The sequence below is a fragment of the Breznakia pachnodae genome (genome assembly GCF_030814225.1).
GTDB classification, from domain to species: domain Bacteria; phylum Bacillota_I; class Bacilli_A; order Erysipelotrichales; family Erysipelotrichaceae; genus Breznakia; species Breznakia pachnodae.
In genome coordinates this window covers 959,913-976,122 of record NZ_JAUSUR010000001.1, presented here as the reverse complement: position 1 = coordinate 976,122, position 16,210 = coordinate 959,913, and the positions used below count along the sequence as shown (strand labels likewise).

Below are 16,210 nucleotides of genomic sequence, written 5' to 3'. Positions count from 1 at the left end.
ATATTTATGGAATTTACAATCGAACTGCCAGTGAGTGCAAACGAATTATTTACTTGTTTGAATCAAAGTATTATTGATGATATTTTTACTTATATAGGTAAAAAAACAAAAATCGAAGAGATTAAAGAAGGATTTTCATATAAGAAGAATATTTCTTCAAACTCACAAAAACCAGAGTATGCATATGTTACCTTGACTGATTATCAGCCATATAAAACATATACCGTTTTATATGAGAGTAATAAAAGAAAAACTAAGGTACAGTATAAGGTCAAGGAAATAGAAGAATCAAAAATTGAAATTTTATATAGTGAAGAATTAGAAAAACTAGTAAAGGATGATAAAGGCGAACAAATCTTTATGAAAGTTGAAAATGATAATAAAGGAAAAGTTCCTTTATTTAAAAGAATTCAATTTCGTCAGGTTATAAAAACAATAAAGAAAAAAAGACAAACTGCATAAGGAATTGCCACGATAGTGGCATATGGTAAGTTGTTAAACCTCAGATGTCATTTTATAATATAATTGCTAGCAATGATTATAGTATGTCAATGAATCAGGTATAACATAAATTATTTATAAGAGAGGAGGGAACATAGAAATTTTCTGTGTTCAGATAATATGAAAAAGTTTACAGATTTTCTTGATAAGTATTTATCACCAGTTGCTGATAAATTATCAAATAATAGATTCTTAAAATCGATCGCTGATGGAGTGATCATGACCATGCCATTGACTATGATTGCAGCAGTATTCTCAATCATCAACTCATTGCCAAATATATTACCGTTTCTTCCGGACTGGAGTCCAGAAGTTGCGAGTGCAATTATGTTACCCTATAACTTGTTATTTGGGTTACTAGCATTAATTATTTCATTTACTGTAGCGAAACGTCATGCAAAGTATTATGAATTAAATGAAACAAACTGTGGAATTGTATCACTAATTTGTTTTGTATTAATTGCATCACCGCTTGAGAACAATACATTTGATGCAACATTCTTTGGATATGCAGGTATCTTCTCAGCAGTAATTACTGGATTGGTAAGTGTAGAAATCTATCGTTTCTTAGTGCAACGTAATATTAAAATCAAGATGCCGGATTCAGTTCCGCCACTTGTAAGTTCATCATTTGAAACGATTGTTCCATTATTTATATTAATTTCAGTATTTTATTTAGGAAGTTTAGCTTGTCAGGAATTTACAGGAATGTTAATTCCAGCATGGATTCAGCAAATTGTAACACCAGCAATTCAAGGTGGAGATACGATTACATATCAGGTAGCAATTCACTTCTTTATGCAATTGTTCTTCTGGTTGGGAATGCACGGTTGGGCAATCTTGGCCGGAATTATGATGCCAATTCAAACGGCATTATTAGCTGAACAGTCAGCTGCAGCAGCGGCTGGACAAGCATTACCTTATATTACACCTGGAGGGGCGAATTTCATGGGAACCTTCTGGTGGTTCTTACCAATAATGCTAATTTTCTTTTGTAAGGCAAAACGAAATAAGGCAATTGGAAAAGCAGGATTAGTACCAGGAATATTTGGAATATCAGAACCAGTTACCTTTGGTACTCCAATTGTATTGAATCCGATTCTGGGAATACCATTCATTCTGTTTCATCCAATTTGTGTAGCTATTAACTTTGGGGCAATCAAGCTTGGATTCATGAATGCCAGTGCTACTCCACAAATTTCGGGAGTACCACAACCATTTGCGACCTGGATTGCATGTGATGGAGATTTAAGAGTATTCTTAGTATTCGCAGTAATTCTACTTGTTACCTTCTTAATCTGGTATCCATTCCTCAAGGTGTGGGACAACAAGTGTTTACGTGAAGAACATGAAATGGAAGAACAAGAACATATTCAAGAGAATGTAGCTTAAACATCAGAAGATATCAGTTCTCTGATATCTTCTATATAAAACTATAAGAGAGGAAAAATTATGATTACAGTAAGATTATTTTGCGCAAATGGATTTTCAACAGCAATCATGTGCAAGAAGATTCAGGAAGCAGCAAAACAAAATGGAAAAGACTTTGATGTTATTGCCTTTCCTTATTCTGAGTGTTCAAAAGAAGGTGTGACTGCTGATGTAATATTGTTAGGTCCACAAATTCGATATAATCTTTCTAAAGTACAAACAATGTATCCAGATAAACCAGTGATTTTATTAGATATGGAAACATATGGGAAAATGGATGGAGCGAAAGTCTATGGTCAAATCATAGAAGTGCTAGGATAGTTAGAGAAAGGAAGAGTATGGATAATCAGTTGACAGAAATGAGTTGCAGAATTATAGCTGCTGTTGGAGAAGCGAAAGGCTTGTATATCGAAGCTATAAAATGTGCAAAGATCAAAGAAATAGATCAGGCAATTGCCAAAATCGAAGAAGGAGATAAATGCTATGCCCAAGGCCATAGCATTCATAAAGAGCTACTTACAAAGTTTGCTTCAGGTGAAAAGATTGAAGTAGATATTCTGTTAGTTCATGCAGAATGTCAGATGATGAGTGCTGAAGATTTTCAGTTGATTGCTAAAGAAGTAGTTGAATGGTAAAGAAAGACAATCATAGCGATTGTCTTTCTTTACCTAAGTATAGATACAATTAATTTTGTAATTAATGGGTAAGTAAGTAATCCTACAATGATACCGATTATAAAAATAATTATATTCTTGCTTGTTAATTTTTTTTTTCATAATAATTTCAGACAACTCTTTTACTGTCTTCCTCTCTCAATAAATAATATATTATATATAAAGTATAAATAAAAGTCTTTTAAACTTTTATTTAAAGTGTATAATTATTAGTGACAGGCCATACATAAAATGTTTGGTGATTAGAGAGTCTTTATGGAAAAGACTTTCTTTTTATTACCATGTGAATGTGATAAAATTTACTTAGTGAGGTAACATCATGTTTAGTGCAGCTGAGATCAAGAGTTTAAATGAAACAGAACTAGAAGTATACAAGTATATTACAAAGAATCGGACTGAAGTTTTAAATATGAAAATTCGTGATTTAGCAGATGCTGCTCATGTATCAACGACTACTGTTTTACGCTTCTGTAAGAAGATTGGTTGTGAGGGATATGCTGAATTCAAACTGAAGTATAAGATGGAACTTTCAAAAAATGAAGTAGCAAAAGATTATAATGATGTGCATACAATGCTTCAATACTTTAAGCGAATTGATACAGAAGATTTTGATAATGAACTGAATAAGGTTGCTGAACTTATATATGAACGAAGCAATGTAATATTCTTAGGGATTGGAACTTCTGGTATTTTAGCGAAGTATGGAGCCAGATTCTTTTCCAATATAGGAAAGTTTTCTCAACACATTGATGATCCCTTTTATCCAGTACCGAATCGATATTTAGATGATTCAGTCGTAATTATTTTATCAGTGAGTGGTGAAACTAGAGAAACAATTGACCAGATGCATAATTTCTTAAATACAAAATCAGTTATTTTGTCTATTACAAATACCAATGTAAATACAATTGCAAGTATGTCAGATATCAATTTATCATACTATATGCCAATGACAATCATTGGTGATTCACTAAATTTAACAACACAAGTACCTGTACTCTTTATTCTTGAAACTTTAGCGAAGAAAGTACAGAAAATGGAAATAGACCAATAAATAAGCCTTTATTGAAACAATGATATCCTAAAATTTATCGTTGTTTTTTTTGTGTAACAAATTACAACTATAGTTATCTTGTTTTATTAACTGCCAAAATTGAGACATACAAATTTTTTACTGCTACAATGTAAGCGTATTCAGATGATATCAGTTGAAACGGAAAATAGTACAGGAGGAATTACAATGACAATTAAAGGCTTTCCTGAAGACTTTTTGTGGGGTGGTGCTGTTGCAGCACATCAGATGGAAGGTGCTTGGAATATCGGGGGGAAAGGAATCAGTGTTGCCGATGTAATGAGTGCAGGGGCACATGGAGTACCTAGAGAGATTACAGATGGTGTTATTGATGGAATTAATTATCCAAATCATGAGGCAATCGATTTCTATCATCACTATAAAGAAGATATCGAGTTGTTTGCTCAATTAGGGTTCAAATGTTTTCGTACCAGCATAGCCTGGACAAGAATATTTCCAAAAGGGGATGAAAGTGAACCCAATGAAGAAGGGTTACAGTTCTATGATGATATGTTTGATGAATGTATCAAACAAGGAATTGAACCAGTAATTACCTTATCTCACTTTGAAATGCCATATTACTTAGTAGAAAAGTATGGAGGGTTCAGAAATAGGAAGTGTATTGATTTCTTTATGAACTTTGCGGAAGTTTGTTTCAAACGATACAAACACAAAGTAAAGTATTGGATGACATTTAATGAAATTAATAACCAGACAAATTTTACAACCGATTTTGCACCATTCACTAATTCAGGTATTAAATACGAAGATGGTGAAAACCGTGAAGAAATTATGTATCAGGCAGCGCACTATGAATTAGTGGCAAGTGCCAAAGCAGTGAAGTTAGGACACGAAATCAATCCGGAGTTTAAGATTGGTTGTATGCTTGCAATGTGTCCAATTTATCCTTATTCATGTAAACCGGAAGATATGATGATGGCAACCTCAGCAATGCACAAACGTTTATATTTCGGTGATGTACATGTTCATGGAGAGTATCCAGGATACATTAAAACATACTGGCAAAGAAAGAACTTCAATATTGATGTAACCAAAGAAGATGAAGAAGCACTAAAAGAAGGTTGTGTGGATTATGTAGGATTCAGTTACTACATGTCGTTTGCGACACAATATACAGAAGGTAATGAACATTATGATTATGATGAAGAAACAATGCTTGTTAGAAATCCATACATAGAAGCAAGCAAGTGGGGGTGGCAGATAGACCCAGTTGGATTCAGATATTCACTTAACTGGTTATATGATCATTATCGACTTCCATTGTTTGTTGTTGAAAATGGATATGGTGAAATTGATCAGGTAGTTGATGGAACAGTTGATGATACGTATCGTATTGACTATATGAGAGATCATATCAAAGAAATGCAACTGGCAATGAGTGAAGATGGAGTAGATGTTCTTGGATATACTTCATGGGGACCAATTGATATTGTTTCAGCTGGTACAGGAGAAATGAAAAAACGTTATGGATTCATCTATGTAGATAAAGATGATGAAGGTAATGGTAGTCTAGAAAGAAGTAAGAAGAAAAGTTTTGATTGGTTTAAAAGAGTAATTGAAACAAATGGGAAAGAGTTAGGTTAGGTAACGTAATGGAAGGACTAGAGTTAATAAGTTTTCAGATTATAGCAGCTGTAGGGGCTGCAAAGAGTATGTATGTAAATGCAATACAAGAAGCAAAAGCAGGAAATATAGAACGTGCAAAAGAACTAATTGAAGAAGGTCAAGCAGTTTTCCATGATGGACATCAGGCACATGCAGGATTGATTGCGGAAGAGGCAAATGGAAATAAGACAGAATTTAATTTATTGCTGATGCATGCAGAAGATCAGTTGATGACAACAGAAACATTCAAACTGGTAGCTGAAGAAATTATTGATCTTTATACATTACATCAACAAAGTAACATCAAGGAGGCATAGAGATGAAAAAGATTCGATTATTCTGTAATGCTGGTATGTCAACAAGCATGCTGGTAAAGAAGATGGAAGAAGTTGCACAAAATAAAGGAATCGATGTTGAAATTATTGCATATCCTTTAAATGATTTAAGTGCAAAAATGGATGAAGCAGATATAATATTATTAGGACCTCAAGTAGGTTATGAAGAAAAAAGAGTAAAAGGTTTGTGTGAACCTAAAGGAATTCCTGTCGGTGTAATACCAATGACAGATTATGGAATGATGAACGGTGAAAATGTACTAACATTTGCACTAGGTTTATAAGAGGAGAAAAACGATGAAACAATTTTTAAATGACAGTATAGTTCCAACTATAATGAAGTTTGTGAACACAAAAGCAATGATGGCATTACGTAATGGTATCTTATATACAATGCCATTAACAATTATCGGGTCATTCTTCCTGATAATTGCATGTTTCCCATATGATCCAGTAGTTGAATGGTTAGGATCAGTTAATTTACTTGGACCATTATTTCAAGTAACCGGAGCAACATTTGATATTATCGCAATCGCTGCAGTTATTGGGATTGCATATGAGTATGTAAAAGCAGAAGGATATCCAGCATTAAATGCAGGAATCATCTCATTTGTTTGTTTCCTAATTCTTCAAGAATCATCAGTGATGAGTGCTGGTGGAGAGGAAGTAGGTAGTGTAATCAACAAAGCATGGACAGGTGGAAAAGGGATGATCTGTGCAATCTTAATTGGTTTAATTGTAGGATATGTATACTCATTATTTATGAAAAAAGATATTCGTATTAAAATGCCAGCAGGAGTTCCTGAAGGAGTTGCAAACTCATTTACTTCACTTATTCCTGGAGTTGTATTAATTACTTCAACATTTATCGCTTATGCATTATTCGATATTATTGGAAATACAACATTATTAGAATTAATTTATGACGTAATTCAAACACCACTACAAGGTATGACAGATAGTTTGGGTGGAGTTATCATGATGGGATTCTTAATTCCATTCCTATGGTTCTTTGGGGTTCATGGATCAACAATTGTTGGTGGAATCATGGAACCAATGCTATTAGCAAATACATTAGAAAATCAAGCAATCTTAGATGCAGGATTAAAGTTAACTCAAGCAAATGGTGGACATATTGTTACAAAACAATTCCTAGATCAGTTTATGACTGTAACTGGTGCAGGGATGACAATTGGAGTTGTAATGTTCATGGTATTCTTTGCAAAATCAGCAAGAAACAAAGAAATTGGTAGATTATCAGCAGTACCAGCATTATTCAATATTAATGAACCAGTACTATTTGGTACACCAATTACATTAAACCCAATGCTTGCAGTACCATTTATCGCAATGCCAGTAATTTCTGGATTAATCTTATACTTTGCGCAAGCTACAGGACTTGTACCATTGTTTGGAGGAGTATTAGTTCCTTGGACAACACCTCCTATTATCTCAGGATTCCTAGTAGGTGGATGGCAAACAGCATTGTTACAATTATTTGTATTAGTACTTTCATTCTTTGTATACTTACCATTTATTAAAAAGTTAGACAAGATGAATGTAGAAGCAGAAGTTGCAGCAGCTGCAGAAGAAGCTAAATAAATATGAAAGACCTTTCTGATTGGAAAGGTCTCTTTTTATATTTATAAGAATGGGTTTAACCAAGTACTAAATTCTTTCATTCGATTAATAATGTCTTGAAAAGAAATGTTTTTAGAGTAAAAAAATACAGTTTGATAATCCAACCATAATTCATTTAGTTTTTTATCACTTTCTAATGTATGCAGAATGGGATCTAAAAGATATAAGTCATCTAGTGTATTTCGATTAGTAAAGGTAGTGTGAATTGCGTTGATAAGTGTCTTTTTATCTAAATGAGTCCAACCATCACTTAAAAAATAAAAAATATCATAATAGTCTTTCATACGACTGTTAGCAGTTTTTAAATGTAGGATAGCCTGCAATTTTTCTGCAAAAATAGTTTCAGAATTGTAAGCAAGTATATTTATAGAGTCATTTTCTAATATCATTTTGTATTCATATTTTATTGCTCTTGGGGTAACAATGTCACCAGTAGTAATATCAATGTGGAAAGATATTCTTAAATTACCATAACAACCAGTTAAAGTGAATCTATAACCATTGTATTTTTTTGATAATCTTATTTCTTTAACTTTAACTAAAATAAAAGTTACATTATCCTCAATATCGATAGCTATTGTGGTTGATATTATTTATGTAATCATATCTTGATTGAAATCAATTCCGATAATATTCGCATCAATATCTCTTGTCGTTCTTGAATCCACACCCATTATAGAGGATAATAGGCAACCTCCTTTAATGATAAAATTATCTTTATATTCAGAATTTGAAAGTCTTTCAAGAAACCTTTCAAACATAAAATGTTGTAATACCTGTTGTACACTTAATCCAGTTTCTTTAGAATAGTGTCGTACTTTTCCTTTTAGTGATTCAACACTTCTAATCATATAAATAAATCCATAACTGTTCTAACTTTATTTTCACAATTTAATTGTTTAGCATAATTTATAAGTGTTGTTGTATTTACTTTTTTTTCTAAAAACATTTCTCTTATGAACTTATTACTTTGTTCCTTATCAATTCCGGTATTTCTGTTTTTAATGAGATCACAAATAATTCTTTCAATATTATAAGTAATGACTTCAAAACCAAACGGTGTTTTTACTTTAATTGTCCCAAGATTTAAAAGTTCTTTTTTTACATAATGAACTTTTATATCTTTAGGTAAACGATGCACATTATATCCTTGGTATACAGTAATATCCATTCTAAAAGGAGTTCTATCCGTATGGTTAAGAAGATACATTGCACTGTTATATGAAAAAACAATTGTAGGATTCTTCTTCTGAAGTATATAAAATTCATCCTCAAATGTATCGTTTCTGACATAAATTCCTTTTTGATATCGTTCCAATGTACCTTCCTCAAGTAACATATTAACAAAATATTTTCCTATATCATTCTCCTTGAAATCATTATTAGTAATTATTCCGTTACTTTGATTAACAAAAAACCTTGCATCATTGATATTTTTCATATTATTTCCTTTCTGTGCTTTAATTATAACACTTATAAAGCACAATTAGCAAAATTAACTATATCTATTTTGAATTATATAGACTATAGTTTCAAATTACTATCCTACTAATATATACTCGTATTACAAAAAAATCCTAAAAATAAATCATTGTTTTAGGATTAATAAAATTACGCTTAATTCAACCAACAGATACCTAGTCATCAAAATTTATCATTAATAAGAGCGGATGTATGATTTATAAAGAATTTACGAAAAGTCCACTAATCATGATGATTAAAAGATGTTGGGTATTCTCTAGTTGAATTAAGCCTAAAATTATATATCTTGTTTCTTATCAACAACACGAGCCATAGAAGTTCGATTTTTTAGATTCACATTAAAGTTCCCATTGAAATAAAGACTAAACAAAATATCAAATACAAAACGAATTGAATCAACAGTAGAATAGTTCGATATTTTAAAATAAAGATCTTCCATAGTTGGTATAGAAATATCAATATCTGCCAATTCGCTAATCGGATTATTTTCATCACTAGTAATAGAAATTACTGGAACATTGTGTTGTTTGAGAATAGATGTAACGTATACAACATCCTTTGTTCTACCACTATAAGATACAATAAAAGCAAGGTCATCTGCAGTGAGTGATTCTGCAATATAACTCATTCCTATTTGATTGTCATTAGTAATATGTTTACCAATTCTTGACATTCGATAGCAAAAGTCATTGCTTGAAGATAGTGAATAACCTTCTGCAAATATATGAATACGATTTTTATGAGTCAATAATGATACGGCTTTATTAAGCATTCTTGTATCTAAAAGCTGAAATGTCTGTTCCAAAATGTTTTGTTTCATTACTAATAATTTCTTTGTAATAAACTCAGGTGAGTCATCTACAGTAAAAGGGAAGTTTACATCAACATCAGAAATTTTATTCTTCTCATTACCAATCTCTCTAAAAAAGGCAATTTTAAATTCATTCCATCCACTAAATCCTAGTTTTTGAGAAAAACGAGTTAATGTAGATTTTGATACATAGTTTTCACTGGCAATTTCATTTACTGTTTTATTTAAAATATTTTCTTTCTGATTTAAAACATAATTACGTACAATTAATTCTGATTGAGAAAAAGTCTTATTATTCTCCATCTTTTTTAGTAAGTTCATAATGGTACCTCGTTAACTCAATAATATATAGAAACTTATTTTTTGTAAACAATATCAGTTAATTTGGAACAACATTCCTAAAAATAAGAAGTAAATTTTAAGTATTATTGAACCGTTGTTCGAAGTTTGGCTCAAAGTATTGTTATTCATTTTTTTCGTTTTATACTGAAAGTGTCAAATCGATTTGTAAGCGAAGGAGTAGTAACGTATATGAAAGAAATAACACTGGAAATGAGTTTGAAACCATTTAAGGAAAATAGTCCAGAATCAATTAAAGAAGTCTGTTTGTATTTCTTTGATCAATGGAAAGAAATCACTGCAAAAGCAGATGTAATTTGTGTTCTTTTGTGGATTGGAGATGGAAGTGAAATATTAGAATATGCAGGTGATTTTACTCAAGAGATTGAATGGGGACGTTATATTGGTAGGGCAAATGAGTTTCATGGTGATTGGGACCCTATTACTGATCCTCAAAAAGTAAGCCCCCATACAAGAAATTATTTGTATATGAATAATCCTCCTGCTTTTACATATCAGGATTTAGAAATTATTGTGAATATGATAAAAGAGGTAGGAGAAGATGTACTGCAAAAGCCGATTAAAGTAGGAGCAACGTTTGATCCAGGACCAGAGTTTGCAGTGTCAAAATTTAAGTACAAATGGCATCCAGAGATATGTACCGCTGGAACAATGGGAGATAAAAGTTTTGTAGTAAGTTATGAACTTTTACATAAAGATAATCGAAGCTATAAAGCGTATCCTAATGGTATTAATGAAGGAACACCCTTTGCAACCTTTTTAGGAAAACAAGCAAATGAGTTCTTAAATGACTTCAATTTTGATTATATCTGGTTTTCCAATGGATTCGGATTTGGAGCGGAGAACTGGGCAACTACTGGTTTATTGTTTGATGGTGAAACGTTTGTTGAAGACAAAGTTTCAATTCTTAATCAGAAAGAGAAAACATTAAATTTTTGGAAATTATTTCGAAAGGAATGTCCAGATTATGAAGTACAGACTAGGGGTACAAATCTTAGTGTAGGAATTGATTTTGCAACCGATGCAGTTGCAACTGAGGCAATCTATAATGGAAAGTTAAATATTGTTCCACCACCAAACTCACCATGGGCAGCTTTAGATAAAAACTTTGGTATTGAATTATCTGGATATATGTCAAGAATTGCAGAATTACCACAAAACAGTAATTATATGTTTCGGTTTTATTTGCATGATCCATGGTGGATGAATAGTCCATGGTTTGATCGCTATGAAGGAGAACCACATGATATATATATGCCACTAGCGATAGCAAGAATCGATGATGATTTGAAAATAGAAACACCAGAGTATATGAATTTCTTATCAATTGATAATTCTCTAGGTGATATGCCAGAAGAAGCAGTATTAAGTATATCCCCTCATATTGACAAAGCATTAAAGACACTTCCTGACAAGGTAGCTCCAATTCTTTGGGTATATCCATTTCATGAATACCAAAATGAAGATGTTATGGGGAACTATAATCTAAAAAAACCATTTTTTGAAGATTGGTTTATTACTTCTGCAATTAATGGAGGAATGCCAATTAATAATGTTATTTCAACAACCAACTTTGCAAAATATGCGAATGATAAATATGATTATTTTAAAGGGACTATTATTTTATCGCCAGTACCATATAAAGGAACTAAGCACGAAACAGCGTTAATTTCATATGTTGAAAATGGTGGAAAGGTATTAATGTATGGTTCATTGAGTGATGCAGGTAAGGACATCTTAACATTATTGAATGTTAGAAAGGATGAAGGTTTATATGGAGAACTGCAATTACAATCTACATACAAACTAGGAGATGAAAACTTAGACAATATTGATAAAATCTTCCACAACCCAAACCTATCAGATGGATTGATCGATACAGTAATTGATAATGAAAAACTAATTAGTTCTAAGGTCCTTGCATCAGTTAGACAGGATGATGAAGTAAGAGTGTTTGGAGTGAAAAGAGAAATTAAAGGAACACTTGTATGGATAAGAGGATCCAATGCGAATGAAGTTCGTAGCAATAGTAATCTGCTTGTTCCATATACTGAAGATAGGTATTTCCATAGTGAGTATCTATTGAGATATGCCTTACAGGAGTTTGGTATGCATATTGAATTTCAAAGGAAAAGTATGAAGACAAAGATGCCAGCTCTTACCATTCATAGAAGCAATAATGCCTTCTTATTCTCGGGTTATTTCCCAGATGCTACAATAGGGTTAAAGATAAGATTTTCACTTGGTGTACCAGTCCTCATAGGACATGAAGTATACATAAACAATGGATATGGTGAATATCATTTTCCTCGCTCTTTTAATAGAGAGTGTAGAGTGTTTGTTGACCAAAAAGAGAATGGTGTTATATCAATGAGTGAGTATGGTCCTGTTAGTGTAATTATGAAACGTAGAATTTTGTTGGATGGATTAAAGGATGCAACGATTTATGTATTTGGAGAAGAGGGAAAAGAAGAAAAACTAGAGTTGTTATTAAATTCAGTAAAACCAAATAGTGTTGGTGAAGAATTTCATTATGAACTTGTTGAAACAGAATATGGAAAAGCATATAAAGCAGAACATGTAACTGGGCACGTGATGTGCTCAATGGAATTTGATGAGATGAATTATTTAGAAGAAAGGATAGAAGAAAATGAGTAATATTGTTGGATGTCGAGTAGATGAACGCTTGATTCATGGTCAGGTAGCAACCGGATGGACAAATAAACTAAAATCACAAAGAATTATGGTGATTGATAATAAAGTGATTAAGAATGACATTGATAAAATGGCATTAAAGATGGCTTGTCCACCAAATTGTAAGTTGTCAATCTTATCAATAGAAACAGCAGTGAAGAATTTATTGTCTGATAAATATGGTGAAGAACGAATCTTTATTGTATGTAAAGAACCGAAATATTTTTTAGAATTATTAGAAGCAGGAATTAAATTTCCAGAACTGATTCTTGGTAATATATCTGGAAAAGATGATTCGAAAATGTTAAGAAGATCAGTTTATGTAAATGATAAACAGAGATTAGAGTTAGACAGTATATGTGATTATGGGGTAACGATAGGATTGCAGATGACTCCGGCAGATACTTGGGAAAACTATAAAGAATTAAGATAAAGGAGGAAACGAAATGATCTTAGAAGTATGGCAGATTATAATATTAGTTTTATTTGCAGGTCTTAGTTATGTAGATGCAATGAGTTTTATGACAGGTGCATATCATAACGTTGTATTAACAGGGATTATTACAGGATTAGTTGTAGGTGACTTTGAGTTAGGTTTAATAGTTGGAGGAACCTTCCAGTTATTAGCATTAGGGATGGCTGCTATTGGTGGTTCTTCAATACCAGAGTATCGTTCTGCTGCAATCTTAGTAATTGCATTGGCTTCGATGCATGGTGGCGTGGATGTTGCTCAAGAATATATTGTGACATTTGGTATTCCAGTTGCTGCTTTTACAATTCAGATGGATGTAATTGCTAAAATGTGTAATTCCTTCTTTCAGGGAAGAATTGACCAAGCAGTTGCAAACAGAGATTTAAATAAAATCAGAATGTTTAATGTCTGTGGTGCGATTCCGTTATTCTTGGGAAGAGCAATACCAGTAGCTTTAGGATTGATTATTGGACCAAGCTTAGTAACTCTTTTGAATGATTACACTCCAATATGGTTAATCAATGGATTTAAAATTGCAGGTGGGGTATTACCGATTGTAGGATTTGTAGTATTGTTGAAATATTTACCAACAAAAGAAAACTTTCATTTTGTAATTCTTGGATTTGCATTATCTGCACTCTTTGGATTAACTACTTTGGGAGTTGCAATTGTAGGAGCGGTTGTTGCTGTGACAATTTATAAAAACTCATTAGAAGCAACACCACAGGCTACCTTTACTGGATTGGAAGGAGATGACTACGATGAGTGATAAGAAATTTACGAAAAGTGAATTAAGCAGGTTAAGTTGGCGTTGGGTTCTAATGGGGCAATTGTGTTCTAATTATGGAAAGATGCAGGGATCAGGTTATCTTACGACGATGTTACCAGTAATTGAGAAGTTGTATGGAGATGATACAGAAGCAATGGATAAGGCATTGCTTGCACATTCACAGTTCTTTAACTGTACACCACATATGGCTCACTTGATTCTGGGGATGGATATTGCAATAGAAGAACAAGAAGGAATATCTGCGATTGAAACTGTAAGCTCACTAAAAACATCACTAATGGGTCCGTTATCGGGGATTGGAGATACAATCTTCGCAATGATGAACTCAGTTATCTTTGGAAGTATTGCCGCCACAATGGCTGCTGATGGGAATGTAACAGGAGTTATCATTTGGGAAGTATGGTATATGTTTGCTTTATTTGTAATACGTCCATTCTTATTTAATCTTGGATATAAACAAGGTACAAACTTAGTAGGATTGTATTCAGATAAACTAAAAAATATTACCAAAGCAATTTCAGTGTTGGGTCTAATTGTTGTAGGATCAATGATTGCATCAATGGTAACTTTAAATCTTGGAACGGTAGGATTATTCTCAACTTCTCTAGATTTACAAGTAGATTTGTTTGATAAAATTCTACCTAAATTACCACAGGCATTATTAGCTGTCAGTCTGTACTGGTTGGTTGGTAAAGTTAATCTTACTACTACTAAATTAATTCTGATTGTAATTATTTTATCTATTCTATTCTCAGTAACAGGAATTGCGATAGCGTAGGTGTATTATGAGTAAAGCAGTGTTATTAATATCACATGGAAAACTAGCATATGAATTAAAGAATACATTAGAAATGATTGTGGGGTCAAATGAAAATTTATATTGTGTTGGCTTGTATGTGAAAGAGAACATTCATGATTTTGAAAAGAAATTAGATGATATGTTGGAAAAGTTAATCAATTATAAGGAAGTACTTATCTTTGCTGATTTATATGGTGGTTCACCATGTAATACCACACTTAAGTATTTATCTGAAAATAAGCATTATGAGATTATCAGTGGAATGAATCTTCCAATGGTCCTATCTGCTGTATTAAATCCAAATGAAAAGAAAGAGAGCCTAATTAACATAGGTAGAAATGCAATCATCGATATTCGAAGTGTATATGAGAATATGAGTGATGATGAAAACTAAAAACACGCGTTTGCGTGTTTTGTTTATTTAATATAATTTTGAATTACTCCTTTTTCTAATTGTGAGAATAATAATCCTTTTTTTAGTCTATAACTACTATGATACCAATCAAAATGCACTCCATTTTCTACTGAATGAGAAAAAGAGAATCCCACATTTATTATATCGTTATGAATATCGTCAAACGTCATTTGTTGGTTATTTTCCATCTTCATTGTTTTTACATCACTAATAAAGTTAAGTATAGATAAAATTCCATTCTTTTTTAAAACCCGATAAGCTTCTTTATATAGAGAGGGTGCTAATGATTTTCCTGTATTCTTATCTTGAATATGTAAAATATCATATAATAAAATAACATCCACACTACTATCAGGAAGACTAATAGTAGATTCCCCACTTGTTTTGATTGTTTCTATATTATTGATAGAAAACATTTTTTCTTTTTCATTGATCCATTTTAATGCTTTAGAATCACAATCAATTGCAATTACTTTTCCAGTATTTTCTAAAGCTAAAGCACAACCTATTGTGTAATGACCATAACCACAACCAAAATCAGCGATCGTATCATTTTCTTTGATTCCAACTTCCTTCATAATGTGTTTACACTTTGAGGTCTCCCAATCTAAGACATCGTTATGAATCTTGTTAGTTTCTTCATTTTCTTCTGTTGTTTCTAAAGTAAGAGAAACCCTTGATCCCAAACCTACTTCTTTTTTTATTAATCTTGTGATATGTAAATAAAAAATATCATCCTCTTTATAAAACAGATTACAGGTATATTTCTTTTTGTTAATTACTGCTATTACTTTCTGTGTTGGCAGTTTATCTAGTACCCTTGTTTCATCATAAGGTAATGGCATCAATAATCTACCTTTGTCCTTAGAAGGTATTGTGGTTTTAAGTTTTATTACCATAATCTGGCCTCTCTATTTAATTTATACATTGTTCTCTTTAAAGTATAAAATAGTAATTAATCAAAATCAAATCTATTTATCTTGAATAAAAAAGTTTATAAAGCAAAATGAACTCTATTCTAAGAAATCACGACTAACTATCAGAAAGGAATGAATTCCATTGATTGGGAAATGGTTTGAAAAGAAATTTAAGAAAATACAAACCATA

At 32.0% G+C, this 16,210-nt stretch carries 17 protein-coding genes and 1 pseudogene; 14 read left to right on the top strand and 4 right to left on the bottom strand.

What is annotated here, in order from left to right:
• Nucleotides 1–6 precede the first annotated feature (6 nt).
• From J2S15_RS04700 to J2S15_RS04660, 9 genes are all read left to right on the top strand, one after another.
• Nucleotides 7–462 carry a DUF3284 domain-containing protein gene (locus tag J2S15_RS04700; protein WP_307405918.1) on the top strand — a complete coding sequence of 152 codons (456 nt, stop codon included), beginning with the start codon at nt 7–9 and terminating at the stop codon, nt 460–462.
• Nucleotides 463–621: 159 nt separating this feature from the next.
• The gene (locus tag J2S15_RS04695; RefSeq protein ID WP_307405916.1) at nt 622–1,893 is read left to right on the top strand and encodes a PTS sugar transporter subunit IIC; all 1,272 of its coding nucleotides are present in this window, start codon (nt 622–624) and stop codon (nt 1,891–1,893) included.
• A 60-nt stretch (nt 1,894–1,953) separates the two neighbouring features.
• Nucleotides 1,954–2,253 carry a PTS sugar transporter subunit IIB gene (locus J2S15_RS04690; RefSeq protein WP_307405914.1) on the top strand — a complete coding sequence of 100 codons (300 nt, stop codon included), beginning with the start codon at nt 1,954–1,956 and terminating at the stop codon, nt 2,251–2,253.
• A gap of 17 nt (nt 2,254–2,270) precedes the next feature.
• On the top strand, nt 2,271–2,567 hold the full coding sequence (locus tag J2S15_RS04685) for a PTS sugar transporter subunit IIA (protein ID WP_307405912.1): 297 nt from the start codon (nt 2,271–2,273) through the stop codon (nt 2,565–2,567).
• 358 nt (nt 2,568–2,925) lie between these two features.
• Nucleotides 2,926–3,660 carry a MurR/RpiR family transcriptional regulator gene (locus J2S15_RS04680; RefSeq protein WP_307405911.1) on the top strand — a complete coding sequence of 245 codons (735 nt, stop codon included), beginning with the start codon at nt 2,926–2,928 and terminating at the stop codon, nt 3,658–3,660.
• 186 nt (nt 3,661–3,846) lie between these two features.
• Nucleotides 3,847–5,283, top strand: coding sequence for a 6-phospho-beta-glucosidase (locus J2S15_RS04675; RefSeq protein WP_307405909.1), 1,437 nt, complete (start codon nt 3,847–3,849; stop codon nt 5,281–5,283).
• A gap of 8 nt (nt 5,284–5,291) precedes the next feature.
• Nucleotides 5,292–5,621: a PTS sugar transporter subunit IIA gene (locus J2S15_RS04670; RefSeq protein ID WP_307405907.1), complete on the top strand. Its 330-nt coding sequence runs from the start codon at nt 5,292–5,294 to the stop codon at nt 5,619–5,621.
• A 2-nt stretch (nt 5,622–5,623) separates the two neighbouring features.
• On the top strand, nt 5,624–5,923 hold the full coding sequence (locus tag J2S15_RS04665; protein ID WP_307405906.1) for a PTS sugar transporter subunit IIB: 300 nt from the start codon (nt 5,624–5,626) through the stop codon (nt 5,921–5,923).
• Between the two features lie 13 nt (nt 5,924–5,936).
• Nucleotides 5,937–7,241 carry a PTS sugar transporter subunit IIC gene (locus tag J2S15_RS04660; protein ID WP_307405904.1) on the top strand — a complete coding sequence of 435 codons (1,305 nt, stop codon included), beginning with the start codon at nt 5,937–5,939 and terminating at the stop codon, nt 7,239–7,241.
• A 41-nt stretch (nt 7,242–7,282) separates the two neighbouring features.
• Here J2S15_RS04660 and J2S15_RS04655 read toward each other — a convergent pair.
• From J2S15_RS04655 to J2S15_RS04645, 3 genes and pseudogenes are all read right to left on the bottom strand, one after another.
• Nucleotides 7,283–8,041, bottom strand: a pseudogene (locus J2S15_RS04655) (nucleotidyl transferase AbiEii/AbiGii toxin family protein).
• A gap of 86 nt (nt 8,042–8,127) precedes the next feature.
• Nucleotides 8,128–8,721, bottom strand: a complete 594-nt coding sequence (locus J2S15_RS04650) for a type IV toxin-antitoxin system AbiEi family antitoxin domain-containing protein (RefSeq protein WP_307405902.1) — start codon at nt 8,719–8,721, stop codon at nt 8,128–8,130.
• A 318-nt stretch (nt 8,722–9,039) separates the two neighbouring features.
• The gene (locus J2S15_RS04645; RefSeq protein ID WP_307405901.1) at nt 9,040–9,894 is read right to left on the bottom strand and encodes a MurR/RpiR family transcriptional regulator; all 855 of its coding nucleotides are present in this window, start codon (nt 9,892–9,894) and stop codon (nt 9,040–9,042) included.
• Between the two features lie 210 nt (nt 9,895–10,104).
• On the opposite strand from J2S15_RS04645, the gene J2S15_RS04640 reads away from it, so the two are divergent.
• The 5 genes from J2S15_RS04640 to J2S15_RS04620 are packed head-to-tail and all read left to right on the top strand — an operon-like array spanning nt 10,105 to nt 15,082.
• Nucleotides 10,105–12,591 carry a hypothetical protein gene (locus tag J2S15_RS04640; RefSeq protein WP_307405899.1) on the top strand — a complete coding sequence of 829 codons (2,487 nt, stop codon included), beginning with the start codon at nt 10,105–10,107 and terminating at the stop codon, nt 12,589–12,591.
• Nucleotides 12,584–13,060 (top strand): PTS sugar transporter subunit IIB, encoded by a 477-nt coding sequence (locus J2S15_RS04635; RefSeq protein ID WP_307405897.1) that lies wholly within the window; start codon nt 12,584–12,586, stop codon nt 13,058–13,060. Before J2S15_RS04640 ends, J2S15_RS04635 begins: the two co-directional genes overlap by 8 nt.
• A gap of 13 nt (nt 13,061–13,073) precedes the next feature.
• A complete protein-coding gene (locus tag J2S15_RS04630; protein WP_307405895.1) occupies nt 13,074–13,868 on the top strand; it encodes a PTS mannose/fructose/sorbose/N-acetylgalactosamine transporter subunit IIC in 795 nt (264 codons plus the stop codon).
• On the top strand, nt 13,861–14,667 hold the full coding sequence (locus J2S15_RS04625) for a PTS system mannose/fructose/sorbose family transporter subunit IID (protein ID WP_307405893.1): 807 nt from the start codon (nt 13,861–13,863) through the stop codon (nt 14,665–14,667). Before J2S15_RS04630 ends, J2S15_RS04625 begins: the two co-directional genes overlap by 8 nt.
• A gap of 7 nt (nt 14,668–14,674) precedes the next feature.
• Nucleotides 14,675–15,082 carry a PTS sugar transporter subunit IIA gene (locus tag J2S15_RS04620; RefSeq protein ID WP_307405891.1) on the top strand — a complete coding sequence of 136 codons (408 nt, stop codon included), beginning with the start codon at nt 14,675–14,677 and terminating at the stop codon, nt 15,080–15,082.
• A gap of 23 nt (nt 15,083–15,105) precedes the next feature.
• Here J2S15_RS04620 and J2S15_RS04615 read toward each other — a convergent pair whose 3' ends face one another.
• Nucleotides 15,106–16,002, bottom strand: a complete 897-nt coding sequence (locus tag J2S15_RS04615) for a class I SAM-dependent methyltransferase (protein ID WP_307405890.1) — start codon at nt 16,000–16,002, stop codon at nt 15,106–15,108.
• Nucleotides 16,003–16,210 lie beyond the last annotated feature (208 nt).